Below are 26,507 nucleotides of genomic sequence, written 5' to 3' on the forward strand. Positions count from 1 at the left end.
GAGACGGGCAGGGGATTGAGATATGAATCTGCACGGGATTGTTCATAGCGCTATCGGTGCGGTTAACCCGCATGTTGCGGCCACAATGAAAGTAAGTACGGGCTCTATCACCAATCCAGACGGTTCTCGAACCCCGACCTATACCATCGTTACCGGTGACGCTCAGGTGCAGCCACTCACTTTCAAGGATCTGACCCAGGTTGATGGCCTTAACTTGAATGGAAGTGCCCGCGCTATCTACTTCTTCGGTGTATTCAATGGCGTCGTTCGTCCCGCACAAAAGGGCGGCGACACGATAGCGCTTACCGATGGTCCAAATGTTGGAACCTGGCTCATAGTCCAAGTGCTGGAGCAGTGGTCCGGGTGGTGCAAGGTTGCAGTTGTTCTCCAAAACAGTTGATCGGAAACGAAGATGAGTTTTGCTCCGTCTCCGACGCAATCGAATGTGTTGGCGGCACTCCGTTCTTTGTTGATCTACATCCTGCCTCAAGGCGTGGAAATCATCCAAGCGCAGGACAATCGCGTTCCCGAACCGTCGGTTCCTGATTTTGTGGCAATGACGCCACTGCTCTATCAGCGGCTATCCACGAACGTGGACACTTATCAGGATAGTAGTTTCACCGGGTTCATCACTGGAACCACCCTGAACGTGACCGCAGTTGCCCTAGGGGCGCTTGCAGTAGGCCAGACAGTGTTTGGGGTGGGTGTTACCCCGCAAACCGTTATCACCACTCTGGGAACTGGTACGGGCGGAATGGGGACATATACAGTCAGCCAATCCCAGACCATTGCCAGCGCAAAACTATCGACAGGACAGGAGCTGTTTCTCCAGCCGACAAAAGTCATCATCCAACTGGATGTGCACGGGCCGAACAGTGCGGATAACTCACAGACCATCTCGACCCTGTTTCGGGATGACTATGCATTCCAGTTTTTCAAGACGTCAGGCTTCGATGTGGCGCCGCTGTATGCGGACGACCCGAAGCAGATGCCGTTCCTAAATGGAGAACAGCAGGTCGAAAACCGATGGGTGATCGACGCCGCAATCCAGGCGAACCAGATCGTTCGCGCGCCTCAGCAATTCGCAGACCAGCTTCACGCAAACCCGAACAATGTCGAAGCGGACTTTCCCGCTTAATCCCCTTTCTCCGAAACATCCGAAAGGATTAAAACCTTGAGCACGATCCCAGCTTCACAAATTGTGAACGTCATTCCCAATGTCCTGAGTGCTGGTGGCAGTGCCCTGGTTCTCAACGGCCTTTTTCTGACGAAGAACAGCCGCGTCCCAATCGGACAGGTGCTGTCATTCCCGAATGATGGCGTATCGGTTGCCAAGTACTTTGGCGCATCGTCGCATGAAGTCGATGAAGCCAATGTCTATTTTGCAGGCTTCAATGGCTCGACCCAGAAACCCGCAACCTTGTTGTTCACACAGTACAACGTAGCGGCCGTCCCGGCTTATCTGCGCGGCGGCCCGGTCAATCAGTTGACCATTCCTCAGTTGCAGGGCCTGTCTGGCTCATTGACGGTGCTTGTCGATGGATATGCCCGTTCGGCTCCATCTGTGACCCTGTCAGCAGCAACCAGTTATTCCGCTGCGGCAGCACTGATCCAGACTGGACTGAATGCAACCCCTGTGTCGGCAGCGTCTGTCACAGGCGCAATAGCTTCGGCCACAGCTTCGGTCACTGGTTCTATTGCCGGGAATATCCTGACTGTCACGGCCATCACATCCGGCACGCTTGTTGGTGGTGCGATCATAGCGGGTACGGGCATTACTGCCGGCACACAGATCACGTCGCAGCTCTCGGGAACGACTGGTGGCGTTGGCACCTATGCCGTGTCGGTCTCTCAGACGGTTGTCAGCGGCACAGTTACCGCGGGCTACGGCATTCTTACCGTCACCGCAGTCACCTCCGGCACACTCTCCGTTGGTCAGACCCTGAGCGGTGCGGGCATCACGGTGGGGACGCAAATCACCAGTCTTGGCACGGGTACGGGCCTCACGGGCACGTACAATGTTCAAACGTCACAGACGGCAGCTAGCGGCACGGTAACGGCATCTTCGACGCCAGTCGTGGTGTCTTATGACTCCGTATCGGGCGGCTTCATCATTTCATCCGGCATTGTCGGATCGTCCTCGACCATTGCCTATGTGACCGGCACACTTGCCGATGCGCTTTACCTATCAGCGGCAACCGGCGCTGTAGTGTCTCAGGGAGCATATGCCGCCACACCGGCGGTGTTTATGACAGGCATCACTCAGATCACACAAAACTGGGCGACTTTCATGACTCTATTCGATCCGGATGGTGGCGTTGGTTCAGTTCAGAAGCAGGCGTTCGCAAATTGGAACAACACACAGAACCAGCGATATGCTTATGTCGCATGGGATCTGGATATCTCGCCAACGCTCAGTAACAATGCGACTTCCAGTCTTGGCAACATTCTTCAGGCATCAGCAGTCAGCGGTACGATCGTTGTCTATGAAACAGGTGATCAGCACATCGCTGCATTTACATGCGGTGTTGCTGCATCGCTTGATTTCAATGCCACCAACGGGCGCGCAACCTTCGCGTTCCGTGGTCAGGACGGTCTTGTTGCTGGTGTTACCAATGCAACGGTTGCCAATAACCTGATTGCAAACGGCTACAACTTCTATGGTGCCTATGCCACGGCCAATCAGTTGTTCTTGGAGTATCAGCCAGGTCAGGTCACTGGTAAATTCCAGTGGGCCGATAGTTATGTTAATCAGATTTGGTTTAGCAATCAATTGCAACTCGCGCTTATGGTTCTCCTGCAGAACGTCAATTCAGTCCCATACAATCAGGCTGGCTACGACCTTATCAAAGCTGCTTGTGCAGATCCGATCAATCAGGCGCTGAACTACGGTGCAATGAGACAGGGAGTGACATTGTCCAAAGCGCAGGCTGCGGAAATCAACGCCGCGGCTGGCCGCAAGGTTGACGACGTGCTGCAACAGCAGGGCTGGTATCTCCAGGTGCTGGATGCCTCACCGCAGAGCCGTCAGGCGCGTACCACGCCACCGATTAACCTCTGGTACATGGACGGTCAGTCCGTTCAGCAGATCACTCTGAACAGCGTTCTGGTCCAGTAAGCGACCATTCCTAACAATCAGGAGAATTCACAATGGCAACGCTTACAGGCGCCAGTGCAATCATTACGCTTACCGTGCCGGGGATATTCAATGCCCCGGTACAACTACAAGGTTTCGCGGCAGATGATGTTTTCGACACCGATGCTCAGGAAATCACCGAAGTATCCATGGGCGTTGACGGCATTTTGTCGGGCGGCTTCGTCTTTGTACCGGTGAAACAGACATTCACACTTCAGGCCGACTCCGAATCGAACTTTTTCTTTGAAACGTGGGCACAGCAGCAGCGCATCGCCGTCGAGTCGTTCGTTGCGAATGGCAATACAAATATTGTCGCGACAGGCAAGACCTACACCATGACCCGCGGCTTCCTGACGACGCATACCACGGTTCCGTCAGTCAAGAAATTGCTTGCGCCGCGCAAGTACACAGTCACCTGGAACCGCATCGTACCATCGCCGAATTGATCGGAGTGATCTCAAATGCGTAAAGAGATAGATATCACGATCTCCGATGAGGGGCGCGATTGCGGAAAGGTGTTTCACATACGTGAAATGCCTGCCTCTCAGGCCGAAAAATGGGCAATGCGGGCGCTCATGGCGGTTGGCAAATCTGGCATTGACATCGGTGAGGGTTTCGCGGTCGGCGGCATGAAAAATGTCGCAATCCTCGGCGCTTATGCATTGGTTCGCATGAATTTCGGTGATGCAGAACCCTTGCTTGATGAACTGATGGATTGTGTTACCTTTAAGCCAAGCCCGAGTGTGGTGCGGGCATTGATTGAGGAAGACATAGAAGAGGTTGCAACCCGGATCAAACTGAAGCAGTCCGTCTTGGAACTCCATACGGGTTTTTCTTTCGGCGGAAGCCTACCGGCACAGACTTCTCAGATGCCGACGACATCGCCGGACTCCTCGAATACGCCAATATCCCGACAACCATAGGTACCGTCCTTTCAATCTCTCCCAACAAGACTGCTGCCCTGATAGACATGCAAACGGTCCTATCGGTCGAGGATGTCTATGACATTCTGGAAATCAGCGGGATCGATGCGCATAACCGCAGCCGCGTGACCGAACATCAGGAAAAGATGAGGGACCAATAGACATGGCTACCGTCATCGACGCACTTATTGTCACGCTAGGTCTCGACCCCACGGAATTTACCAAGGGTCAAAAGGCCGCCGGTGCAGCATTTGTCAAAACCCGAGAAGAAGCGGTCAAGTCTTCGAAACAGATCGAGGATGCCGGGAAAAAAGCGGCTGATGGAATCAAGAAGATTGCCGTTGAAGCTCTTGCTCTGTTTGCTCTTTTTACCGGGGCACGAAGCGTCAAGAGCTTTGTCGATGATCTGACTTCTGCCGATGCGGCTCTTGGTCGGTTTGGTCATAACCTCAGTGAAGCACCGCAGACCATCTCAGCATGGCAGAAGGCTGCGGAACGTGCCGGCGGTAGCGCACAGACCGCCGCTGCGACCATCTCCAAACTGTCAGAATCTTTGCTCGATCTACGGGTAAACGGCAAGGCACTCCCGGACGCGTTCTATCAGCTTCAGGCTGCGGCTGGAATGAATATCCAGACCGACCGTGGCCCAGCTGCTTATATGGACAGTATTGCGGCAGCGCTTCAGCGTTTGAACGCAATTGATCCCGCCAAGGCCGCATTCCTTGCTCACGGCATGGGTGTTGACGACGCGACCCTGTCCATAATGGAGCGCTACGGCGCAGCGACGAACAAATATATCGAAAGCCTGAAAGGTCTTGGTCCAACAGCCGAAGAAGCCAAGCAGGCTCAGGAGTTTCAAGAACGCTGGATTGCGTCAACACAAACGCTGCAGAATGTCTTTGAGCGGGCATTTCGCACTATCGAACCGGGTCTTATGCGCATCCTTGAAAAGATGGATGCGTGGGTCAATGCCAACAAGGATCTGATCAATGACCAGGTCGTTGAATACATGGGCAAGTTGGGGCAAGCACTTCAGGACTTGGCCGTGTGGATAGCAAAGCCGGAAACCCTTCAAGGTTTTCGTGAGTTTGCGAGTGAAATCAAAGATATTGCCAAGTTTGTTATGGACTTGGCTGATGGCGTGAAGTCGGTTGTTGGAGCGGCGGCTGCCCTTTCTCCGGGCAAACAGTCCAGCAACAAGTCTCGTGACGATGTCGGTTTTGATGAAAGCTACAAGGTCAACAGTGCTGTCGATGTCCGTAAGGGCTCCATTGCTGACAGCCTGATGCAGTGGTGGAATGGCGGTTCCGATAACAAGATCGATGGCGCTCGAGCCAAGGGTGGCCCGGTTAGTGGCGGCAAGACTTATCTCGTCGGTGAGAATGGCCCTGAATTGTTTGTTGCTGGTTCCAGCGGAACTATTGTTCCAAATGGCGGTGGCGGCGGTTCATCGTTGTCCGGCACTGGCGATACATCTGTTGATGGAAGGCCCGTTTCAAAGGTCAATCCCATGCCGGTATTTCTCGCCAATTCTCAGGCTGGTGGCGAAAACTGGCTACAGACCCTAGGGAAATGGTTCACTGGTGACGGTGGTTCATCCGGCGGCGGTCTGTTTGGTGGGCTAGCAAACGCTCTTTCGAGTGGGGCATCCAATGCCAGCCCCCGTGTTGCGAAGGGAACACTGGCAAAGAACCAGAAGGAGGCCTACGCTGCTGCTCGAGCGGAAGGATTGTCTGATCTCGCGGCAAGGTCACTTGTTGCAAATATGTCAGGCGAGGCTCTCCATGATCCTGGCAATGTGCATTCCGATCCCAGCTGGAAAAATCCAAATCAGAAAGCTCACGGCATAGTTCAGTGGGATGATTTCCGCGCGGCAAGGATTAAAGGCCAGTTTGGTCAGATGCCCCATCATATGAGCGTTGCTGACCAAACCAAGGCTGCAATCTGGGAAATGAAGAATTTCTATAAGGCTACCTGGAACAGTCTACAGAACGGAAAGTCTGGAGGAGAAATGGTTGCCTCGCTAGTCACTGATTACGAGAGGCCAGCAAATTCATCCCAAGCAATTCGCCAGCGTATGGGCTACTTTAATGGCCTTGGTTTGAATGGTTCGACTGCTGGTGCGCGCGTTGCGGCCAACAACACTACCAATGACAATCGGCCGTCGACAACCAACTCCAGCACATCTGAGACTAAAATCGGCAAAGTTGTAATCCATACACAGGCCAAGGATGCTCACGGCATTGCCAAAGAAATGAACGACGCACTCAAGCGAAGAGGCCTCGCCTCATCGGCAAACTATGGCCCGAGGTGATTTATGGCATTCTTCGTCAATGTGCCAAATGTTCCGGGGGTGCCGGCAGTGCTCCGGCCTCCAGGATTCACCAGCATAGTCTCACTGATCACGCGTGATGTTCTGGCACTCTTTGGCGGGGCATCCGCCAATCAAAGGTGGGGCATTTACCAAGGCGGTGCCCCAGTCGTTTTAGCCGATAATTGTGTTGCAGTTGAATACCGGCAGCAATGGCAGATTGCCGACTATCTCGTGGAGCGGGGTGCCTTCGAAAGCTACGACAAAGTCGCAACTCCATTCGATACCCGCGTTAGAATGTCTGCTGGCGGCTCACAGAGCGACCGTGAAGCGTTTCTAGGATCGATTGACGCCATAGCCGGCACACTGGAACTTTTCGACGTGGTGACGCCGGAAGCGGTCTATACATCCTGCAATATATCCAGATATGACCTGCACCGTACGGCTACAAACGGTGTAGGTTTGCTCACTGTCGATATTGCGTTGCAGGAAATCAGGGTAACTGCAACGGCTATGATGTCAAATACGCAAAGTCCGACTTCTGCCGGACAGGTGAATGGCGGTGCGGTTCAAACGACATCCGCCACATCCAAACAGGAAGCAAGCGTTCCGCCGCGGCCATTCAACGATGGGAATAAAGAGTGATGGAAATCATCCCGCTTAAGCCCATACCCAACCAGGCGGTGTCGGTGCAACTTGGACAGCAGAATTGTCAGGTCAATGTCTATCAGAAGCCTACGGGCCTCTATATCGATCTGTACGTCGACAATCTGCTGATCATTGGCGGGGTGATCGCTGAAAACCAGAACTGGATTGTCAGATCGGCCTATCTTGGATTTGTCGGGGATCTATTCTTCCTCGACAATCAGGGTTCTGATGACCCAAACTACATGGGATTGGGGGGTAGGTTCAGTCTAGTCTATCAGGGAACAACATAATCAAACGAACATGACGGGGGGGCACCTATGCACCGAGTTTATAGCGATTCCACGCAACTTTGCCGAATTTGTGAGAATGCCGCCGTGCCACCACGATCAATGAGTAGCTTGCCCGCTTGATATGCGTCGTCATCTGAAAAAATTCCATGGACAACTGATTTTACGACGTCCGAATGAGCCATGTTGAATGGATCGGTCTGATAAAGGCTGAGCAATTCATCCTTCTCTACTGACCCAGATGCCCTCGCATTGATTGCACTGATACTGATCGAGGCGACATTACTGCAAAAATCAAGCTTTGCGATGCACTCCGGCGAAGTCTCGGCCGCCCCGGTACACGATTGAGCCGATGCGGTTTGAGCCCCCAAAATAACTGCACCGCAGATGATTGACGCCAGAATTACCAAATATGTCTTGAGCATGAGCCTCTCCTTTGGGGAGGGAATTCTTATCGCACATTTGAGAAATGTCGAGAACAAATAGAAAACATGCCCATGTTATCCGGGGGTGAGAGGGTGCGATGGCCTTTACGCAAAAGCTGATCGACGTCCAACTCAATCTGGCAAATGGTCAGTTTCAGGGCGGCGGCAATACAGTTACCGTTTCCGGCTTGCGTGTTTCCTTCACGGGAACGTTTGTTGGTGGGCAGGAGCAGGGCACCGCTGAGATATCAATCTACGGGCTTCCACTGCAGTTGATGAATCAAATGAGTACAGTCGGTACTCAGCTCAATTTGCAGAACAAAAACAATGTAGCAGTTCTTGCCGGCGATGCTGAAACCGGAATGTCGGTCGTATTTGAAGGTACGATATTCAGCGCCTTCGTTGATGCTCAGGCAATGCCGGACGTCGCATTCCGGATTTATGCAAAGCCGGGACTATATCATGCGGTCGTTCCGGCAACCCCGATCAGTGTAAGAGGATCGGCCAACGCGGCCGATCTGATGAAAGACATCGCCGGAAAGATGGGACTGAGTTTCGAGAATGCTGGTGTAACTGCCAAGCTTGCCAATCCATACTTCGCCGGGACACTTTGGACACAAGCGCAAAAGATTGCCCGACATAGTGGGTTCGATTGGACAGTTGATCGCGGAACGCTTGCAATCGTCCAACCCGGAAAAGCCCGCTCTGCAGACCCGGTTCTAATTTCTCCAGAAACTGGCATGGTTTCTTATCCCGCGTTCAACCAGTCCGGGATTATTGTCGCCGTTCTGTTCAATCCAAATGTCAAGCACTATGGAAAAATCGAAGTGCGAAGCGACCTGACGCCGGCTTGTGGAATTTGGACGGTACGGCGCGTCACGCTCGAACTAGAATCCATGGTCCCAAATGGGCGCTGGTTCATGATCTTGGATGCTATTCCAGCAAACGCACCGGCAGGTACACCATGACCAACAAACCTAAGGGGTATTTCGGCCAGCAGGGTTTGGCATCTGACACATCAGAGTCCAACACGCTTCAGTTTGCCATTCAACAGGCGCTCAATGAAGTTCGCACGCTGATACCAGTGACAATCATTGCTGTTCACGGCGGTGGAGTTGGGCCAGCACCTACGGTAGACGTTCAACCCGTGGTCAATCAGATCGATGGGCTTGGAAACAAAACTGACCACGGCATCATCTATGGCGTTCCGGTGTCACGCAGCCAAGGAGGTGGCAATGCCGTCATCAATGATCCTAAGGTCGGCGATATCGGTCACATGTCTGTCGCAGATCGCGATATCTCGTCCCTGAAAAGTAATAAGGGTGTCCAGTCAAATCCGGGGTCCTTTCGAACCCACGATATGGCGGACGGTGTCTATCACGGAAACCTCTTCAATCAGGGGAATCCCGACCAGTACTTTCACTTCCGCGATGATGGCGTGACCATTCAGGACAAGAATGGCAATTCGATCATCACGAGCCCAGGCTCGGTAAAAGTCATCGGGAATTTGCACGTCACGGGTGAAATCATCGCCGGTTTCGGTGGTGGCGATTCAGTCAATGTTCAAACCCATGTGCACTCGGGAATTCTGCCGGGCGGCGCCAATACAAATTCACCAGTAGCGGGAACCTAATCATGGCATCGACGCTGTTGCTGGATACCTTGGCATGGGATCTGGCCGTTGATGCTGCGGGGAATATTGCAGTCGCGACGGAGCCGTATTCATTGGCTCAGGATGCGGCGAGCGCCATCCGGCTGTTCAAGGGTGAGTTGTACTACGACACATCACAGGGAATTCCATACTTCAATCAGATATTGGGGCAGGCACCCCCGATATCCCTGATCAAATCTTACTTCGTCAACGCCGCCCTTACGGTTCCAGGGGTGGTGAAAGCACGTTGCTTTATCACCTCTTGGACCGACCGCGTCATTACGGGGCAGGTGCAGGTCGAAGACGCCAACGGAAACGTCTCAGCAGCAGGATTCTAAGCAATGGTAGTTTCCACGAATGTGCCCAAACCAACGTTTGGGCCTACGGGCTTTATTGTGCCTGCAACTACCGATGTGTTGAATGGCGTCATTCAGGATATCAACGGTGCCTTCGGGGGAAATCTCAATCCAGCATTGGATACCCCGCAGGGTCAGATTGCCTCGAGTGAAACAGCGGTCATTGATGAAGTTAATCAGACCTTTCTCTATTACACCCAGCAAGTTGATCCAGCATATGCCACCGGACGCATGCAGGATGGTATCGCTCGTATTTATTTCATTGAACGCAATCCGGCCCAGCCCACTGTGGTTCAAGCTGTTTGTACGGGCCTTGCGGGAGTTAACATTCCTGTCGGCGCATTGACTATCGCGGCGGACAGCAATCAATATATTTGTACTCAAGCTGGAACTATTCCAGTCACGGGAAACATCACGCTTACGTTTGCTTGCATAAATACTGGCCCGATTGCATGCCCCGCAGGCACACTAAATCAGATTTATCGGTCCATTCCCGGTTGGGATTCAATCAATAACGTCTCGGATGGTGTGATTGGAAACAATGTCGAGAGTCGGGCTGCTTTCGAAGCACGCCGCGCTGCTTCTGTTGCGCTCAATTCGAACGGTTCATTACCATCAGTAAAGGGTGCGGTTCTGACGGTCCCGAATGTGATTGATGCATTTGTGACGGAAAACAACACTGATACTATTCAAGTCATCGGCGGTGTCACGCTTTTTGCCCATTCGATCTACGTGGCCGCTGTCGGTGGTGCACCTGCTGATATCGCTCGAGCCATATGGTCTCGGAAGGCGCCAGGATGTGCTTATAACGGGAACACGACTGTCACCGTTCTCGATCAAAGCCCAGGCTACATACCGCCATATCCTTCATATCAGGTATCCTATCAAATTCCTTCGGCACTTCCGATTCTGTTTGCGGTTGAGATCACCAATAGCACTCTCGTTCCATCTGATGCTGCGGTTCAAATCCAGAATGCCATCATCAATGCATTCGCCGGCGGTGATGGTGGTGCTCGAGCCAAAATTGGCACCATGCTCTACGCCAGCCGGTTTTACCTACCCATTTCTTTGTTGGGATCTTGGGTGCAAATCGTTTCAATTAAGGTTGGATCAATCAACACACCCTCGGCCTCCTTTTCGGGCTCCATCTCTGGAACGATTTTGACGGTGACGGCTGTTTCATCTGGAACACTGGCAGTTGGACAAACCGTTTCAGATTCTGCTGGCGGCATCGTGCCAGGCACAACCATAACGGCACTTGGCACGGGAACTGGAGGTATCGGCACCTATACAATCAGCAATACTCAAACCGTGGCATCTGAACCTATGAAATCTGCAGTTGCCAATCTGTTCGATATCCTGCCTCGGGTTGATCAAATACCAACCATCTCTGCCGCCAACATCGCCATAACGCTGAGTTAATCCATGACAGATAGTGGTCGAGACTACCCGCCGGGAACTGCCACGGCAGGCTTCGGCGTGCCCTTCGATGTTTGGCAAACCGTGATCAGCCAGTACGCAAACTCAAAAATCCTTACGCAACTCATTCTGAATATCGATGCTTATCTCGACCAGACTGCAAACCTTGATGCTTTCTATAATTTCATTTGGAATGTTGATACCGCACAGGGCTATGGACTTGATGTGTGGGGTCGCATTGTTGGCGTCAATCGTGTTGTCAAAATCACGCTTACAAATTGGTTCGGCTATGACGAAGCATTGCCTGGATCATTCACTTTTGGGCAAGGCGCCTTCTATTCCGGAGACCCTCTGACAAGCAATTTTGCGCTTTCAGATGATGCATACCGACTTCTGATTTTCGCAAAAGCCGCGGCAAACATAACGAACGGTTCTATTCAGGCCATCAATCAGATCCTTAGAAATCTCTTTCCGGGTCGCGGCAATTGCTATGTGACTGAGGGCAATCTGAACGGCGTTTGGTTTGGATTTACAGAATCGTTGAATGCAACAGGATTCAACCAAGCGGCCTTTTATTCCGGTTCAGCCATCCACCCGATGACGATGGCATACGTCTTTGAATTCCCACTCACGCCCGTGGAGCTAGCGATTGTCCAGCAATCCGGCGTGTTGCCCAAATCAACCGGCGTCTCGTCGTCGGTTATCGTCCCCTAGGAGCATAGTTATGAAAATTGCCAACCTGCCGGCAAGCAAGTTCCCGATTCCTTTCGCGAACTCTGCCGGAGCGGGATACAAGCGCTCAATACCGGTGAATTCTCAGATCGGTATTACGAATGGTGCCGCATCACTCACCGATGGATTTCCTCCGTTGAATTTCCTGCCGGTTGGTTCGGGTGGCGTACCGCCGTTTGGGCAGGATATGAATGGTGTCTTGAACCAGATTACTCAATGGCTTCAGTGGCAAAATGCGGGTGGTCCGCTTCCATACGATTCCGCGTTTTCCACCTCCATTGGCGGGTATCCCCAAGGGGCGGTTCTCGCGGGTGCAACTGCAGGAACGGTATGGCTCAGCATCGTTGACGACAATACATCAAATCCTAATACCGGCGGTGCCAATTGGATCAATATTGCGACTTCCACTGCCATTCAAAACAACCAGTATAACTTTGCCGTTGCGGGCGGCACAGCGAATGCGCTGACTGCAACGCTCTCCCCGATACCAACAGCACTTGTGGCTGGCATGTCTATCCGGTTGAAAATCTCGACCACCAACACTGGGGCTGCAACACTCACCGTTAACGGGTTAACTCCAGTTGCAATTCAAGCAGGTGATGGAACTGCCATTCCCAAGAACTATCTCATGGCAGGTCAGATCGTTGACCTAACTTATGATGGGTCAGCGTTTCGATTACAGAATTTCGTGCGTCGCAACGGCGATACGATGGTGGCGGCAGATGCCTCTACGACAATTCTAAAACTGATTATGGCCGCAAGTCAGTCAGCAAATCCGTTTTCCATCCAGGACAGTTCTTTCAACGACCGCGTTGCCTATGACCTGACATATGGCGGATTGAGAGTGCCAAATGGGCTTGGGTCCATTCTTACCAGCGTGATGTTGTTGGCGGGGGCTACGGGCTCCGGTCATTTTACGGTGACGGATGGCCTCTATCGACATCAAGTGGAGTATGGATTCTACAATGCGGCCGGTACCGGCACGACCAATGTGACATTTCCAATCGCATTCAAAACAGGCACCCTCCCGAGCATTCTTGTGTTGCCGAATAATTCAGGAGCGCTCGCAACAACTCAGTCGCTCGCGTATCCGGTATCTGCATCGTCAGCGACAGGGTTCACCGTGGAGAAGCGCTACGTCAATAATGGTGGCACAGTCGGTGAGGCTACACAGCCGTTCTTTTGGCTTGGGCTCGGTCAGGTTTAAGGAAAAACACGATGTATCTTTGTGCGCATGATGACGCTGGCAAAATTCTTGGCTGGTATACAGAAGATCGACTGGACGAAATCACCGGATCATACATTGAAGTGGATGATGAAACGTGGCGTCAGGCCTCACAGGTTATGTATGCGACCCATGTCGATCTTGTGACGAAAGCATTTGAGCATCGTGGAGCTGTTCTGACACTTGATGCCCTGAAAGCAGGTTTGAAATCACAAATCGATGCTGATGCAGAGATCGAGCGTTTGAAGTACATTACGACCGGCGCAGGCCAGTCGATGACCTACAGCCAAAAGTCCGCCGAGGCACTCGCCTATTTATCTGCATCCAATCCGATTGCGAGCGACTATCCACTCTTGTCGGCAGAGGTTGGCATTACAGCCAAGGACATCGCCGGCGTGGCGGCCGTGGTTAAGGCTGCTTATCTCCAATGGCAACAGATCGGTTCCGCAATCGAGACAACTCGACTGTCGGCGAAGAAGGCCATCACTGATGCCAAAGACGCCGCCGCAGCACAGGCCGCAGTGGTAAATCTCACCTGGCCAACTCCACAATAAGCTAGCTTGTAGCAGCAATGAATTGAGAACCCAATGATATCAGTATGTGATTGCGCCGCACTCATGGCGGTGGACCCCGCAATCAATCCTGTTATTTATTTGGGAGATGAGTTGCGATCTGGTGTCTTTAGGTGGACGTCGGGAGATTTGTCGTCACTCGTATCTTCTGACGTCCAGAACGCAATGTACGTCTGCTCTAGTTCGATCCCTACCACAACCGGTGCCTGGGTGAGATCACGCACAAATCTTGAATACAATGTGCTCTGGTTTGGTGCCAAGGGGGACGCGTCGAGCGATGATCAGGCCGCATTCAATGCCATAAACACCCTATTACCTGTTACCGGCGGTGAAATTTATATCCCGGCCGGTTGCTATTCATTGAGCCAAAGCTGGCAGCTATCGAACAAACCAGTCACGATCCGCGGCGCGGGCGTGAAAATCACAATGCTGTTTTTCACCGGAACAACAGATGGGATCGTATATTCTGGGAGCGATTTATCCCAGACGCTTACGATTGAAGGCTTTTCTGTCATTTCGCTTTCAAATGGGACGACCACTGGCCTCAACGTATCATTCCCAGTGAATCTCGGTTCATCGTGGAAGAACTGCACCATCAGAGACATGATTTTTGATGGAAGTTCCAGCATTGCAGCCTATCAAAGTACCAACGTTTCTCAGGGCGCTGCACGTTGGGGCATCGGCATCAGTTGTAACAACGTGGCCGGTCTGACTATTGATAATGTTCATGTCCGCGGAAGGTATTCAACCAAAGATAGCGTTGGAATCTATCTGACGGGTTGGACGGTAGATCTCAGGCTTGTGAATTGCATTCTCCAATTCCACAACGTAGCGGTCTTTAAGGTTGGCGAACTTGAAGGGTTCAATATCGACCACTGTACCGGCCTGTCGTGCAATGTGTTCATACGCTTGTGGAATTCCAATCCACCTGTTGCAGGAGCCGCCGGTGGGGTGTCTGGGTTCATTTCAAACTGTCACTCCGGGAATACCATACGCGGCATCGATATCTGGCGATTCCCGCAGACATTTATTACAAATTGCCTACTCTATCAGGATGCCACGTCTCCAGCTAATACTCAGTTTGCTCATATTTTTGCGTCATCAAGTGACTCTCTCAAGATTATCGGCAACCATATGCAGGGCTCGGATGGAAGTCATGGCTGGAATGTCCAACTTGCAGGCTGCTATGCACCAGTCATAAGTAGCAATTTTTGTTGGGGCACTTATTTCAGCGTGAGTGTGGATTCGGCGAGCGTTTCCCCGATCATAACCGGCAATCACATGCAGGGTAGGGTCTCTAATGGGGCCTCTGGAACCGCTGCTATCGCAAACAACATTGCACTTTGAAGACTCGTAATCTGCTCCGCTAATTGGTGCTCGTGGTCTTCGACAAAATGAAATTGCGCCACCCAGACCACGCTCACCTCCAGTAAACCAAGCGGCTGCCCAATCCCATGAAACGGCTGACAGCAATCATCATTTGGATGTTGCTGCTCTACATCGTTGTTTACCCGCAAAACAGGAAATCACAATGAACCTCACCCTCGGTAACACGCGGTTGATCGTAGATTCATGCCTGAAGCATGGGCTTTTTCGCAATCAGGCAGCATATGTGCTTGCAACCGCTTACCACGAGACTGCGCATACAATGGTGCCGGTGCGCGAATATGGTGGCGAAACATACCTCAAGAGCAAATCCTATTATCCGTATGTTGGGATGGGTTTCGTTCAGCTTACATGGTTGTACAACTACCAGCGCGCCACTAAGGAACTTGGCATCGATTTTGTATCTGATCCCAAGAAGCTTCTGATCCCAGCATATTCTGCCGAAATCATCGTGCTTGGCATGAGTGAAGGATGGTTCACGGGCAAAAAGCTATCGGACTACATGACGCTTGCCGCCTCGGACTTTTCCAATGCGCGCAAAATCGTCAATCCCAAGGACTATAAGACATTTGGCCTGATTGCTGGATACGCCACTCAATATGACGCTCTGCTCAAGACCGATGGATATGGTGAGACGCCGCCTGTTGCGCCACCTATAGTCACTCCAGCCGCACCAGCACCGATTCAGCCTCCGGTGACATCACCTGTAGCAACAGCACCAGCTGCCGCTCCGGTTCAGTCATCTGCTCCCGCGGTTCCAGCATCCAGTTCGGTTGTGTCGTCTTTTCTTTCCCTCATCTCATCACTATTAAGAGGACCCAATCATGACGATTGACCTGTTTATTCCGATCTTTCGGCAAATTCTCACCATGCTTGCTGGCGTATTGATGGGGCACGGTTTGCTCAATTCGAGTGCATCTGATGCATTTATCGGTTTGGGTGTGAATGCCTTCACCTTGGGATGGTGGTTCTTTGACCGGTGGCGCATTAACCGTGCCACTCGGGCTTTGTTGTCGCTAACTCCGGAGAACCCCAAATGACTGCGCTCCTTTCGCTGTTTACCGGCTCAAACACGCTTATTGCTGGCCTTCTTGCGGTTCTGGCTGCCGTCGGCGCTGCTTGGTTCAAAGGGCGCTCCAGTGGCGTCAAATCAGAACGTGACAAGCAAACATCACGCGATGCTGCCGCGATGACTGAGGCGCAGAAGATCGATGAGGCCGTGGCTGGAAACACACCGGAAGCCAATCGCGCTGAGCTTTCGAAGTGGTCGAAATCATGAAGATTGCTATCGGGGTGCTCTTGATGCTGACACTGGCATCCTGCCAGACCACGGGCGGTTCATTCTGTTCTATCGCAAAACCTATTCGCCCGAGCAAAGAGACCATCGCCCATCTGACGGATGCGGAAGTTTCGGCAATTCTCTCCCATAATCGTAAGCTAACCCAGCTTTGCGGGGTAAAGCCATAATGGGCCCAATCACGTGGGATCAAATCGCAACGCTGGTCTTGGTGATTGGCGCGCTTGGTGGCCTTTGGTGGCGCCTTCAAAGCCAGATTAGTACCAATCAGGCATCGGCCGACAAAAAGCTCTATGAGTTCAAGATTCATATCGCTGAAATGTACATCACAAAGGCTGGGATGACTGAACAGACCGACCGCATGATGAAGGCGATAGAGGGCCTCGGGGCCAAGATTGATCGAACCAATGAGCGGATCGATCAGGCATTTGTGCCCGCCAAGCCAACTCGGCCATCGCGCTAGAACAATTCCGCTCGCTGCCAGCGGCTACATGGTAGCTTTCAAAGGCATCCTCCCATGTCATTTGTTCCCCGACTGAACGCGTTTCAGCGCGTCTTCATGTGCATTTTTGCTGCCATTGCCGCGGTATCTATTGGTGTTGCAGCGAATTTCCCCACCATGCCCCCCCCAAAGCCACGTCCATCGTCTGTCGTTAAAGTCATTCTCGCCAATGGTCATGGGTCCGGCGTTTCCATCGGTGGTGGCTACGTCCTCACTGCCGGTCATGTCGCAGTTGATGGCGTTGTATCTCTCAAGAACAGCCTTGGCGTTGAACAGCCCGCGGAAGTCCTCTGGTACAACAGGGACTATGACGTCTCGGTGATCATGGCTTCCAAGCCTGAAATCCTTGGCAATTCACCGCTGTCTTGCCGTATACCTAATGTGGGTGAAGAGGTTATCGCAACCGGTTCTCCGCTCAATACTGAATTCACCAGTTATTGGGGGCACGTGAACAGCGGCATGTTCAAAAGCGGGATGTGGAAAGAGATTATCTCTCTCGACATGACAATCGTCCCAGGTATCAGCGGTGGCCCATTGTTCGATAAACATGGGAATGTCGTCGGGATCGCCGTGGGCGTTGCAACATTTCCGTTCGGTCAGTCCCCATCCCTAACAGGTATTGGCTTCGCAGTCCCCGGTGCGACGATCTGCAAGTTGTTGGCTCGCTCGTAAATCCCCCGAAATAACATATAGGCGGTGAAAATGGGTGTTGCACCCTTGACCGACGAACAATGCCTAGAGGCAGTTGATGCACTTAAAACTGCGGATGGCAACCAAGCGGAAGCCGCACGCATACTTGGTATAGCAAGGGCCACTCTTCAGTCTAGAATTGTCGTAGCAGCCAGGCGCGGAATGATGGGATACTCCCCGGTTCTTCAGGGCTTTGAGATTTCAAGCATTAGTTCTTCAGTTGATGATGATGGAAACGCCACCAAACATCACATTCGACAGCGGCCAGAGCGAGAACTCTCCCCGTTCAATCTTCCACAAGGCCACACCATCAAGGGGATGTCAGCCCTTGTTGACGCAAATGGCCACCAGGTTCAGGCGTGGTATAAAACCAGCGTAGAGGCCGCACAGCGCGATTTGGCAATGCGGGCAGTCATAGACGCCCTCAAGGAAGAAGTCATTCCCATAGGCCCCATGAAGGGTCCGGATCATTGCAACTCTCTTCTACTCAATCAGTTCACAGTTACCGATGTGCATATGGGGGCATTGGCATGGGGTGAAGAGTCCGGCGCAGATTATGATCTGCAGATTGCCGAAAAGCTTCTCACTGATTGGTTCTCGGCGGCGATTGCCATGGCCCCGAATGCCCATACAGCCGTTCTGGCGCAATTGGGCGATCTTCTTCACTATGACAGCCTTGATAGTGAGACACCAGCCAATCGGCATGTGCTTGATGCTGACAGTCGTTTCCCCAAGATGGTACGGGCGGCGATCAGGGTGTTCCGGCGCATCATTTCGATGCTTCTGAGCAGCCATGAACATGTCCACATCATTATGGCAGATGCTAACCACGATCCGGCGTCTGAAACTTGGCTTAGGGAATTTCTATGCGTTCTCTATGAGAATGAGCCTCGCGTGTCAGTCGATACGAGCGCCAGCACGTACTATTCGTATTCTCATGGTGAAACGTCATTGTTTTTCCACCATGGCCATAAACGCGGCGTGAAAAATATCGATCATGTCTTCGCTGGTCAGTTCCGTGAACTCTACGGTTCAACCAAACATAGTTATGCCCATGTCGGCCATTTGCATTCCGATGAGGTTATTTCAACCAATCTCATGAAGGTTGAGCGCCACGAAACCCTCGCTGCAAGGGATGCCTATGCCGCCCGCGGTGGCTGGCTTAGCAAGCGATCAGCCAAAGTGATCACCTATCACAAGCAATGGGGTGAGGTGGGTCGTATTACCCTTTCTCCAGAAATGGTCACAACATGAAGCGCCTATCCAAGCGACAGGTGGTCAATGATTATCTGGCCAAGGCTGACGGAGATGTAAATAAAGCCCTGGTAAAGGCCGTGGACGACATGTTGACGTTTGCTAAGTCAACGTCAGGCGGCTTCGTCCGATGCGCTCCAGCGGCCCTCATTCGCCCGATAAATCTCCACGACGATCCAATAGATATCGACCCGCCAGATGGTGACGAGGAGTGACTTTGAATTGGACGCACTCAAATCAAGAATCAGCCGTAAAATCGAGCCAGTAAGCATGCCAGCTCATACGGCTTATCCCATCAGAAACGGCTCTCGAATTTCGATAGTCGTTGATGGAATGGAGCATCCATTGCATCCGATCGATGTCGCCAATATCGCCAGGGCATGGAACAATGCGTTGTCCGGCGCTTATACCGCCATCATGCAGGAGCATGGCCATGAAGATTAAGCCGGAGGAAATCGAACGCGAGATTACCAATCTCCGCGGCGGTTCCCAAAAAGACAGGCGCATCGCCATAATGCTGGCGTGGATGCTGGAACAGACAAAGCCAAAACCAAGTGAGTTTGACCGATTGATGCAGTAATTATCCCTGCCGGAATACTTAATCCCTGAAACAGGGATAATACAAAGCGCCCTCTGTCCTTCGGGATGGAGGGCGCCTTTTTTGCGTTTATAGACTTGTAGTTAGCGGAGCCGCCCCATTGCCATTGATGTAGCCTCCCTCGTTTCGTTTTATCGCAAAATTAAGTGTTAAGATTGGGGTCGGACTAAAATGTTCTTTGGATATTGACGGTTTACTTTCGGTCACTAACCGCCGAAAGGCAACACGGCTGGAAAAGTTATTCAGAATTCTGGGTGAAACCATTGTTTTTACTGGAAATGGCGCTTGGCTTTCCTATAAGTGTTTTCCGGCATGCATTTCGTGCCGTTCAACCTTCACATAAATGAGCAGATAGTGACCAGACTAAGCGATATCCTCAGCAGAGGTTCTAACAATTTCGGATTGGTGCGCCTTGCAGCTGCAATTTCAGTAATCTGGGGCCACAATATAGCGCTTTTCAAGTCGGCACCGTTTTCCGATCCCGTGAGATCATTCTTCGTCTTTGAATATGGAGGAAGCTTAGCAGTCTATGCCTTCTTCATGATTTCGGGGATTCTGATCACTCGAAGTTTTGAGCAATCAAGGACACCCTGGCACTATCTGTTAAATCGTTTTGCGAGAATTTGGCCGGCTTTGGCGGTCGCTACAATCCTCACGTTCTTCGTGATAATTCCACTCGCTGACGACGTGGACTATATGACATTCGTCACGTCAGACGAGACCTTGAGATGCGTGTATCACGATCTAACAATGGTTTCCGGCATGTGCATAGCGATGTCCATTGCATTCGAAAGTCTCCCAATGGCCGGGGCTATCAACTATCCCCTCTGGACTGTTCTCGTTGAGGCACATTGCTACTTTTTGGTCATGGTTCTCGGCATGATGGGATCGTTCAAATCGAAAGTCTGCACCCTGACCGCACTTTCGCTGGTCTTTGTCACGTTCCTTGCAATAACAACGAACCCACCAAAGCCGGAAATGAACTATATCTACAATGATTTTGCGATGCTGGGCGGATATTCGTTTTATCCGATACCCTTTTTCTTGCTTGGGTCGCTCTTTTATGTGTTCAGAGCCCAAGTGTTTATCAGCGGCTACGTCGCTATAGGATTATGTGCAGCCTATCTTGCTTTGAGGGGCACGGCGCTTGAACCCTATCTGCTGTATCCGGCCTTCATATACGGAGTGTTGTATCTCTGCCATGCGCCCTTGCTGCGCCGCCTGGACCCGAAGCATGACTATTCGTACGGCATTTACATTTACGCCTTCCCACTGTCCCAAGCCGCGAATGTCGCCATGCCTGATAGCAACTTCTGGGTTGCAAACGGCGTTGCTATGCTGCTCATATTGGTATTTTCGGCATTGTCTTGGCATTTGATCGAAAGGCCCGCACTAAACCTTGCTAGGAGAATTGGCTCACTGCGCCCCTTGTCCCCTGCCTATGCCCCGGCCATTGGGGATGGAAAAATAGCTGTTAGCTCTTAAACCCTGCCCAGCCGTTCACGGTGCCTTTGCCACCCTCGGCTTTATGCTCACCGCAATACCATTCCGTTCCATAGCGCTTGTTAAAGCCGAACGGGGCAACCTTGCTGCAGCCCTCATGTTCGCAGATGTGGTTTAGACGCCCTTCGGGCAAAATGGATTTGGGTGTCTCGGACATTCCATCATTTCTTTTTCATCAATTTCGCCAGACGAATCTCAACGTCTGTCTTTGCCTTGGCATCTAGGGCAAGCGCTGTGTTGTCCGCAACGGCTATGATCGCTGTGATGACTTCCTGCTGACTCCACCCGGCAGTTGATGCAGCTCCGATCAGATCAATTAATCCATCCTCAATTGCCATCTGGCAATCTTCGAAACGATCAGCATACTTCCCTTTGGCCTTGGGGGATTTAATTCTCATGAGAGTGTTCTTGCTTTGGATATCTCACTGTGTTTGCCGGCGGTTCGAATTCGCGCGAATGCAACACGATGACCTGGCCTTCGTCCTCGTCAGGCACACCGGTGAAAATGTAGACCTCTCCAAACGATGGATCGCCATCGTGGGTTCCGTGCACTCCCGTGAACGGTAATTGCTCGGGGACGGCGGCCTCCTCGAATGTGATATCGGCTATTCGCTCAAGCTCTTCATGCAAGATAATGTTGAATGTGCCTGGGAGCTCTTGGGCATCCGGCATCCCATCGAGCAGATTGTCGATGTCTTCCGCCGCAAAGTTGAAGTCGAGCGTGAATTCCTTCCCGCGGAATTTAACAGCAAATGGCATGACTTTCCTCCATCAGGCGAATGTTGGTTCTTCCAGTTTGGGAGGTTCGGGCGCCAGGACAATGAGATCATTGTCGGGCAGGGGCTTTTGCAGCTTCAGAGCCTCTTCTGCCGGCGCATTCATCCACACGTCGATTTCCTCGGCTGTTCGTAGAACGACCGGCATTGCTTTTGAATGGATGGGCTTCACAACCGCGTTCGGCTCAGTGGTGAGGAAAGCAAATATCTCGGTATCAATAGAGCCTTCCTTCTTCTTCCGTGTTCCATGCCATTTGGTCCACACACCCGCAAACCAGAACAGCGGTTCGTCTTCATTCAATGCGAACCAGTGAAGCGGGAGCTTCTTTGTTTCGGGATCGCGGACACTGCCATATTCGGAAAATCGGGTTGCCGGAACGACACAGCGGTTTTCAGGTCCAAGCCATCGGCGCCAGTGTGGAGACTTCACGTTTCGGATGTTGGTCACACCGCTATCGGTTTCACCTTTTACGAACATTGGTGGTGTCGGCATTCCCCAGCGGAGCATCGCAAGCTCCAGATCCCCATCCTTGTCATTGCGCGCTATCGGGGCAGGGTAGTCCGGATAGATGTTGTCATCGAACTCGGTCTTGTTCGTTCGGTTGCCGATCCCCTTGAAGAGATCGCGCATTGCTTCAAAGCCGGTGGTTATTCTGTAGAGGTTGCACATGATCGCTCCTGTTCACCACTTTAAATCGGCTCTGAGTTTGCCTTACGTATTTCTTTTACAACATTTTGGAGATTTATGATCGTCTCCTCCGCGGCGTTGAGGAATTCATCCATATCGTAGGTCCTGACATAGTCTTCGTTCATGCTTTTCCAACGCAGCTTTACATATCTCTTTGCATCACCGGTCACATTGAGTTTGATGATCGTCTTCCCTGTGAAGACGCTCTCGTAGCTCATGCGCAAAATTGTTCTGTGGGCTGCAAAAAATATCTTTGTCGATTCCCAAAAGTTTCGCGACAATTCGGCCTCCCCACCTTCACCCCGTTCTGCATGAGGATAATTGATCCCTTGGCGTTCACAAGATGGTCAATCACGCGGCCCATTTGCTCGACCGACCACGGAGACGGTCTTCCTGTCACACGCTTTGCAGAAGAGTTTTGGCCTGATTACGTTGATGGGTGAGTAGATCCCGTATTTCTTGGCCAGATCGTAGCGGTCAATCTGCTTGGCCCGGCCGCATTCCGTGCAAACGGCAAACAGGATCTCGTAGCTGGCCAGATCGATGAAGGCATCCATGTTGGTCACGAACGCCATATAGACGCGCAGCTTTGCCATCACGCCTCAATCCCGAACCCGATTCCGCCGGCCAAACTCGTTCATAGTCTTGCCGTCACAAAGATTGCATTTGAGACGGGGGACCAGATCATTGATCCTGATGTACTTCCCATACTTCCGCTCAAGCTCATACCGATCGATCATTCCTGCCCGGCAACAGTCGCCACAATAGCCATAGAGGTCATCCCAGCTTTCCAGATCACAGAAGCGGTCTGTGTCTTTCAGGCCGTCCAAGAACTTCTTCCTAGCCATAGCGGCCGACCAACTGCCGAACCCATGGAGATTTCCATGTGCGCTTCTTGCGTTGTTCTGGAGTAATCCAGCGCCCATCAAACGCCTTCAGGAATACCTCGGCGCTCTCCTGCTCGGGAAAGCAGTAGATGACAAAATCTTCGCCATCGTCGCGGTAAGAGTGATTGAGGCGGTATCTTCCGAGCTTTGATGAAAGAAACTCAACGTTGTCAAATCGGTATTTCACCTCGCACGCAAGCAATGCCACCTGATACGGGTATTCCAGGTCAACCGATGATGCCGAGATAGCACCTCTACTACGACTGGCCATCTCAATTCCTGAATGTTCTGGGCTTCCATCCACGGGCATATCCGTGCCCCGCAATCAGCGAGGCATACTCAATCTCTCTGATAAGGAAGGCATTGTCCTTCAGGAGTGCGTCTATCGCTGCCCGGAAATCGCCGCCGTGGTCGGCGATGATCTGTTCGATGTCATCATCATGTTTCAATACTGGCTCGTTCATGGCCCGTTTCTCCTTCAAGAGACAAAGCCTGTCCGCTCCCCATCGCGCGAGACAGTAGGGGTTATCAAATTTCAAGTTGTGACTGGTGTCAGTTCTGTGCGGTCAGTTGGTCTTCCGAGTATTTTCCCCAAAGCGCCATAAACGTGGGAAACCCAGTATCACTCTCATCAGTACAGAGGAGATAGACGTCGCCAAGGCCATCTTCATCCGGTTCAAACCCGTGCCACGCATCATATGGCAAGACAACCGGCAGTGGCGATTCCTCAATAACAATCCGTGTCCCGGAGACACTATCTTCGACGCTCTTGACGCGGAACGAGCCTTCTACCAATTCCAATTCAGGCAGACAGGTTTCAAGCATTAGATGCGTCTCTTCATCAATTTCAGTTTGGAGGAGGAAGTTTCTTTCCTTGAACTGAACAACAGCTAACATTGCCGCACCTCCTTATGTACTCAATGTTCTATATTTGTTCTCATGTGGCGCGAGAGTCAAGAGGGATCGAAACGCCCTTAGTCGAATCATTCGCTTCTGGCTGTGGACGAGGCGAGAGGGGAAGTTGCAGTTCGGAGAACGTTTTAAGAACATGTGCGGCGCTTTGTGCGTGATTTTAGTATCCGGTCGATAACGCACAGGCCAAACTTTCACATTTCGTTCTTTTTTGGGTTTTGACCTCTTGCGCTAAAACGCCCAGTATTCTAGGGGTTCGGCACCGGCGGAGCGTAGCGCAGCCCGGTAGCGCACTTGACTGGGGGTCAAGGGGTCGTCGGTTCGAATCCGGCCGCTCCGACCATTTATCCCGCCAGATCAATCATTGGTTGGATAGATCGGTTATCAAAAAGCCAGACCTCGCGTCTGGCTTTTTTGCTTGGCAGCGCCGTCAAAGCTTGTCCGGCGTGGCACCCGTCCGTGATTCCAGCCGGTAGCGATTGCCGGGATAGACCAGATGGACCAGCGAGACCACGGTGTCGCCCGACCAGGTGCGGCGGCGGATGGCAAGGCATGGCTCGCTGCGCGCGATGCCGAGCAGCTTGCGGTCGCGTGCCGACGGCATGGCAGCCTCGACAATATGTTCCGACCCGCTGAGGGGGGCAATCGCGCTGAGATAGGCGTTGGGCGTGCGCGCCGTAAAATCCTGCGCCAGATAATCGGGCGCCGCGCGCGGATTGACGAAACGATCCTCGATCTGCACGGCGATACCGTTTTCCCGGTGCACGATCACCGAGTGAAAGACGGGTGCGCCGGATGGCAGCTCAAGCGCATCGGCGACGGCACAGGCGGCGTTCTCCCGATTGAGAAGAACCACTGACGCGCCATGGACATGGCCGCGCTCGATGATTTCATCGGCGATGTTGCGCACCTCGAACAGCGTTGAATGGCCCTTGCGCGCCGCGACAAACGAGCCGACGCCGCGGATGCGCACCAGCTCACCCTCATTTGCAAGCTCGCGCAGGGCGCGGTTGGCGGTCATCTTGCTGACGCCCAATCCGGCCACCAGCTCGTTCTCCGAGGGGACGCGATGCTCGGGCGGCCATTCGCCGCTGTGAATGCGGCCGAGGATCATCCGTTTCACATGGGCATAAAGCGGCGCACCATAACGTGTGGCGGGTTGCTTCTTGAGCATGGCATCGGTCATCGCAGGCCCTTCATTGCTCATTCCTTGTGCAGGATCAGAATTTGCCTCGCTGTGCGACTTTCCCTCTTGCGCGGCACAGGGGATGTCATAAGGTACCATATACAACTTGCCAAAAGACAAAAGCTCAAAAGCCACCGCAGTGTGGCACGGGAACACGGGTTCAACACTTGCCAACCTCAAGAGGAGAAGGCTGATGAAACTACACAAGCTCCTGCTGTCGGGTGCGATGGCGCTTTCCGCGCTGTCCATGTCTGCGGCCCATGCGAAGGACTGGAAGACCGTCACGATCACGCTGGAGGGCGCCTATGCCCCCTGGAATGTCACCAATCCGGACGGGACGCTGGGTGGCTTCGAGCCGGAACTGGCCGCACATATGTGCGCCCAGATGAAGGTCGAGTGCAAACTGGTGGCTTCCGATTGGGATGGCATGATTCCGGCGCTCAACGCAGGCAAGTTCGATGTCATCATGGATGCGCTGTCGATCACCGACGAGCGCAAGCAGGTCATCGATTTCACGATCCCCTATGCCAATACCCATGCGGGTTTCGCCACCCAGAAGGACAGCCCGCTGGCCAATGCGGCCGGAACCGGTTCTGTTCTCAAGCTCACGCCGGGGCAGACCGGCGTTGCCGAAATTGAGGCGATGAAGACAGCCTTCAAGGGCAAGACCATCGGCATCCAGGCGGCGACCGTCTATGCCAAGTTCATCTATGACAATTTTGGCAGCATCGCCACCGTGCGCGAATACAAGACCGGCGCCGAACGCGATCTCGATCTGGAGTCCGGCCGTATCGATCTTGCCTTCGACGATGCGGTGTATTTCGGCACGACATTCGAAAAGGCCAACGGCGCGCTGGTTTTCACCGGTCCTGAATTCGGCGGTACGATCTTCGGCATCGGCGAGGGGCTGGGCATCCGCAAGGCCGACACGGATCTGAAGGCCATGTTCGACAAGGCCATCACCGCCGCCCTGGCGGATGGCACGGTCAAGACCCTGTCGATGAAGTGGTTCAAGACCGACGTCAGCCCGTGACTATCGCCGCGAGGCGGTAACGCCCTCTGGATGAATGGGGCATTGTCAGAAAGGCGCGGCATTTGCAGCATCTGACAATGCCCGCCTATACTCTGAAAAACCGGATCAAC

38 protein-coding genes and 1 tRNA gene are annotated in these 26,507 nt (G+C 52.6%); 28 read left to right on the plus strand and 11 right to left on the minus strand.

Annotated elements, in window-relative coordinates:
- Positions 1–22: 22 nt before the first annotated feature.
- The 8 genes from AC1Q5O_RS03850 to AC1Q5O_RS03885 all read left to right on the plus strand — a co-directional run bounded on the left by AC1Q5O_RS03850 (position 23) and on the right by AC1Q5O_RS03885 (position 7,308).
- Positions 23–400 carry a hypothetical protein gene (locus AC1Q5O_RS03850; protein ID WP_071477269.1) on the plus strand — a complete coding sequence of 126 codons (378 nt, stop codon included), beginning with the start codon at positions 23–25 and terminating at the stop codon, positions 398–400.
- 12 nt (positions 401–412) lie between these two features.
- Positions 413–1,138 carry a phage neck terminator protein gene (locus AC1Q5O_RS03855; RefSeq protein WP_071477268.1) on the plus strand — a complete coding sequence of 242 codons (726 nt, stop codon included), beginning with the start codon at positions 413–415 and terminating at the stop codon, positions 1,136–1,138.
- Between the two features lie 36 nt (positions 1,139–1,174).
- The gene (locus AC1Q5O_RS03860; RefSeq protein WP_071477267.1) at positions 1,175–3,118 is read left to right on the plus strand and encodes a DUF3383 family protein; all 1,944 of its coding nucleotides are present in this window, start codon (positions 1,175–1,177) and stop codon (positions 3,116–3,118) included.
- Positions 3,119–3,150: 32 nt separating this feature from the next.
- The gene (locus tag AC1Q5O_RS03865) at positions 3,151–3,582 is read left to right on the plus strand and encodes a phage tail fiber protein (RefSeq protein ID WP_071477266.1); all 432 of its coding nucleotides are present in this window, start codon (positions 3,151–3,153) and stop codon (positions 3,580–3,582) included.
- A gap of 15 nt (positions 3,583–3,597) precedes the next feature.
- Positions 3,598–4,059, plus strand: a complete 462-nt coding sequence (locus tag AC1Q5O_RS03870; RefSeq protein ID WP_071477265.1) for a hypothetical protein — start codon at positions 3,598–3,600, stop codon at positions 4,057–4,059.
- A gap of 163 nt (positions 4,060–4,222) precedes the next feature.
- Complete coding sequence (locus AC1Q5O_RS03875; protein WP_071477264.1) at positions 4,223–6,373, plus strand: phage tail tip lysozyme; 2,151 nt, start codon at positions 4,223–4,225, stop codon at positions 6,371–6,373.
- A gap of 3 nt (positions 6,374–6,376) precedes the next feature.
- Positions 6,377–7,015 carry a phage baseplate protein gene (locus AC1Q5O_RS03880; protein ID WP_071477263.1) on the plus strand — a complete coding sequence of 213 codons (639 nt, stop codon included), beginning with the start codon at positions 6,377–6,379 and terminating at the stop codon, positions 7,013–7,015.
- Positions 7,015–7,308: a phage baseplate plug family protein gene (locus AC1Q5O_RS03885; RefSeq protein WP_071477262.1), complete on the plus strand. Its 294-nt coding sequence runs from the start codon at positions 7,015–7,017 to the stop codon at positions 7,306–7,308. The genes AC1Q5O_RS03880 and AC1Q5O_RS03885 overlap by 1 nt, the downstream gene beginning before the upstream one ends.
- 38 nt (positions 7,309–7,346) lie before the next feature.
- Here AC1Q5O_RS03885 and AC1Q5O_RS03890 read toward each other — a convergent pair whose 3' ends face one another.
- Entirely contained in the window at positions 7,347–7,730 is a 384-nt protein-coding gene (locus AC1Q5O_RS03890; RefSeq protein ID WP_071477261.1) for a hypothetical protein, read from the minus strand.
- 98 nt (positions 7,731–7,828) lie between these two features.
- Between AC1Q5O_RS03890 and AC1Q5O_RS03895 the strand changes: the two genes are divergently transcribed.
- The 18 genes from AC1Q5O_RS03895 (at position 7,829) to AC1Q5O_RS03980 (ending at position 20,897) form a co-directional block, all read left to right on the plus strand.
- Positions 7,829–8,698: a baseplate hub protein gene (locus tag AC1Q5O_RS03895; protein ID WP_492561918.1), complete on the plus strand. Its 870-nt coding sequence runs from the start codon at positions 7,829–7,831 to the stop codon at positions 8,696–8,698.
- Positions 8,695–9,363, plus strand: coding sequence for a Gp138 family membrane-puncturing spike protein (locus tag AC1Q5O_RS03900; protein ID WP_071477359.1), 669 nt, complete (start codon positions 8,695–8,697; stop codon positions 9,361–9,363). The genes AC1Q5O_RS03895 and AC1Q5O_RS03900 overlap by 4 nt, the downstream gene beginning before the upstream one ends.
- Positions 9,364–9,365: 2 nt before the next feature.
- Positions 9,366–9,719, plus strand: coding sequence for a contractile injection system sheath initiator (locus AC1Q5O_RS03905; RefSeq protein WP_071477358.1), 354 nt, complete (start codon positions 9,366–9,368; stop codon positions 9,717–9,719).
- A 3-nt stretch (positions 9,720–9,722) separates the two neighbouring features.
- Positions 9,723–11,159, plus strand: a complete 1,437-nt coding sequence (locus AC1Q5O_RS03910; protein WP_071477357.1) for a baseplate J/gp47 family protein — start codon at positions 9,723–9,725, stop codon at positions 11,157–11,159.
- A 3-nt stretch (positions 11,160–11,162) separates the two neighbouring features.
- Positions 11,163–11,870, plus strand: coding sequence for a DUF2612 domain-containing protein (locus tag AC1Q5O_RS03915; RefSeq protein WP_071477356.1), 708 nt, complete (start codon positions 11,163–11,165; stop codon positions 11,868–11,870).
- Between the two features lie 10 nt (positions 11,871–11,880).
- Positions 11,881–13,095, plus strand: coding sequence for a hypothetical protein (locus AC1Q5O_RS03920; RefSeq protein WP_071477355.1), 1,215 nt, complete (start codon positions 11,881–11,883; stop codon positions 13,093–13,095).
- An 11-nt stretch (positions 13,096–13,106) separates the two neighbouring features.
- Complete coding sequence (locus tag AC1Q5O_RS03925) at positions 13,107–13,667, plus strand: hypothetical protein (protein ID WP_071477354.1); 561 nt, start codon at positions 13,107–13,109, stop codon at positions 13,665–13,667.
- Positions 13,668–13,925: 258 nt separating this feature from the next.
- Entirely contained in the window at positions 13,926–15,032 is a 1,107-nt protein-coding gene (locus tag AC1Q5O_RS03930) for a pectate lyase family protein (RefSeq protein WP_492561919.1), read from the plus strand.
- A 184-nt stretch (positions 15,033–15,216) separates the two neighbouring features.
- Positions 15,217–15,906, plus strand: coding sequence for a hypothetical protein (locus tag AC1Q5O_RS03935; RefSeq protein WP_071477352.1), 690 nt, complete (start codon positions 15,217–15,219; stop codon positions 15,904–15,906).
- Entirely contained in the window at positions 15,896–16,111 is a 216-nt protein-coding gene (locus AC1Q5O_RS03940) for a Pam3-gp28 family putative phage holin (protein WP_071477351.1), read from the plus strand. The genes AC1Q5O_RS03935 and AC1Q5O_RS03940 overlap by 11 nt, the downstream gene beginning before the upstream one ends.
- Positions 16,108–16,350, plus strand: a complete 243-nt coding sequence (locus AC1Q5O_RS03945; RefSeq protein ID WP_492561920.1) for a hypothetical protein — start codon at positions 16,108–16,110, stop codon at positions 16,348–16,350. The genes AC1Q5O_RS03940 and AC1Q5O_RS03945 overlap by 4 nt, the downstream gene beginning before the upstream one ends.
- A complete protein-coding gene (locus AC1Q5O_RS03950; protein ID WP_218152613.1) occupies positions 16,347–16,538 on the plus strand; it encodes a hypothetical protein in 192 nt (63 codons plus the stop codon). Before AC1Q5O_RS03945 ends, AC1Q5O_RS03950 begins: the two co-directional genes overlap by 4 nt.
- Positions 16,538–16,831, plus strand: a complete 294-nt coding sequence (locus tag AC1Q5O_RS03955) for a hypothetical protein (protein ID WP_071477345.1) — start codon at positions 16,538–16,540, stop codon at positions 16,829–16,831. The genes AC1Q5O_RS03950 and AC1Q5O_RS03955 overlap by 1 nt, the downstream gene beginning before the upstream one ends.
- Before the next feature lie 54 nt (positions 16,832–16,885).
- Complete coding sequence (locus AC1Q5O_RS03960; protein WP_071477344.1) at positions 16,886–17,542, plus strand: S1 family peptidase; 657 nt, start codon at positions 16,886–16,888, stop codon at positions 17,540–17,542.
- Positions 17,543–17,572: 30 nt separating this feature from the next.
- Positions 17,573–18,814, plus strand: a complete 1,242-nt coding sequence (locus AC1Q5O_RS03965; protein WP_071477343.1) for a helix-turn-helix domain-containing protein — start codon at positions 17,573–17,575, stop codon at positions 18,812–18,814.
- Between the two features lie 222 nt (positions 18,815–19,036).
- On the plus strand, positions 19,037–19,258 hold the full coding sequence (locus tag AC1Q5O_RS03970; RefSeq protein ID WP_143078478.1) for a hypothetical protein: 222 nt from the start codon (positions 19,037–19,039) through the stop codon (positions 19,256–19,258).
- The gene (locus AC1Q5O_RS03975) at positions 19,248–19,394 is read left to right on the plus strand and encodes a hypothetical protein (protein WP_177192633.1); all 147 of its coding nucleotides are present in this window, start codon (positions 19,248–19,250) and stop codon (positions 19,392–19,394) included. The genes AC1Q5O_RS03970 and AC1Q5O_RS03975 overlap by 11 nt, the downstream gene beginning before the upstream one ends.
- Before the next feature lie 372 nt (positions 19,395–19,766).
- On the plus strand, positions 19,767–20,897 hold the full coding sequence (locus AC1Q5O_RS03980; RefSeq protein ID WP_177192632.1) for an acyltransferase family protein: 1,131 nt from the start codon (positions 19,767–19,769) through the stop codon (positions 20,895–20,897).
- On the opposite strand, the gene AC1Q5O_RS03985 is transcribed toward AC1Q5O_RS03980, so the two are convergent.
- The 9 genes from AC1Q5O_RS03985 to AC1Q5O_RS04025 form a co-directional block, all read right to left on the minus strand.
- On the minus strand, positions 20,887–21,072 hold the full coding sequence (locus AC1Q5O_RS03985; RefSeq protein WP_071477340.1) for a hypothetical protein: 186 nt from the start codon (positions 21,070–21,072) through the stop codon (positions 20,887–20,889). The genes AC1Q5O_RS03980 and AC1Q5O_RS03985 overlap by 11 nt on opposite strands.
- Before the next feature lie 4 nt (positions 21,073–21,076).
- Positions 21,077–21,313 (minus strand): hypothetical protein, encoded by a 237-nt coding sequence (locus tag AC1Q5O_RS03990; protein WP_071477339.1) that lies wholly within the window; start codon positions 21,311–21,313, stop codon positions 21,077–21,079.
- Positions 21,303–21,674, minus strand: coding sequence for a hypothetical protein (locus AC1Q5O_RS03995; RefSeq protein WP_071477338.1), 372 nt, complete (start codon positions 21,672–21,674; stop codon positions 21,303–21,305). The genes AC1Q5O_RS03990 and AC1Q5O_RS03995 overlap by 11 nt, the downstream gene beginning before the upstream one ends.
- A 12-nt stretch (positions 21,675–21,686) precedes the next feature.
- Positions 21,687–22,361, minus strand: a complete 675-nt coding sequence (locus AC1Q5O_RS04000; RefSeq protein ID WP_071477337.1) for an SOS response-associated peptidase — start codon at positions 22,359–22,361, stop codon at positions 21,687–21,689.
- A 20-nt stretch (positions 22,362–22,381) separates the two neighbouring features.
- Positions 22,382–22,597 carry a hypothetical protein gene (locus AC1Q5O_RS04005; protein WP_071477336.1) on the minus strand — a complete coding sequence of 72 codons (216 nt, stop codon included), beginning with the start codon at positions 22,595–22,597 and terminating at the stop codon, positions 22,382–22,384.
- Between the two features lie 129 nt (positions 22,598–22,726).
- Positions 22,727–22,975, minus strand: a complete 249-nt coding sequence (locus tag AC1Q5O_RS04010; protein ID WP_071477335.1) for a hypothetical protein — start codon at positions 22,973–22,975, stop codon at positions 22,727–22,729.
- Between the two features lie 244 nt (positions 22,976–23,219).
- Positions 23,220–23,537, minus strand: a complete 318-nt coding sequence (locus AC1Q5O_RS04015) for a hypothetical protein (RefSeq protein ID WP_071477333.1) — start codon at positions 23,535–23,537, stop codon at positions 23,220–23,222.
- Position 23,538: 1 nt separating this feature from the next.
- Positions 23,539–23,730 (minus strand): hypothetical protein, encoded by a 192-nt coding sequence (locus AC1Q5O_RS04020; RefSeq protein WP_071477332.1) that lies wholly within the window; start codon positions 23,728–23,730, stop codon positions 23,539–23,541.
- An 88-nt stretch (positions 23,731–23,818) separates the two neighbouring features.
- A complete protein-coding gene (locus AC1Q5O_RS04025) occupies positions 23,819–24,163 on the minus strand; it encodes a hypothetical protein (protein WP_071477331.1) in 345 nt (114 codons plus the stop codon).
- Between the two features lie 281 nt (positions 24,164–24,444).
- On the opposite strand from AC1Q5O_RS04025, the gene AC1Q5O_RS04030 reads away from it, so the two are divergent.
- Positions 24,445–24,521: transfer RNA gene (locus AC1Q5O_RS04030), tRNA-Pro, on the plus strand.
- A gap of 87 nt (positions 24,522–24,608) precedes the next feature.
- Here AC1Q5O_RS04030 and hutC read toward each other — a convergent pair.
- A complete protein-coding gene (hutC, locus tag AC1Q5O_RS04035) occupies positions 24,609–25,364 on the minus strand; it encodes a histidine utilization transcriptional repressor HutC (RefSeq protein ID WP_492561921.1) in 756 nt (251 codons plus the stop codon).
- Between the two features lie 193 nt (positions 25,365–25,557).
- Here hutC and AC1Q5O_RS04040 point away from each other — a divergent pair, with 193 nt between their 5' ends.
- Entirely contained in the window at positions 25,558–26,397 is an 840-nt protein-coding gene (locus AC1Q5O_RS04040) for a transporter substrate-binding domain-containing protein (protein WP_464659968.1), read from the plus strand.
- Positions 26,398–26,507 lie beyond the last annotated feature (110 nt).

The organism is Phyllobacterium sp. MT110 (genome assembly GCF_058792715.1).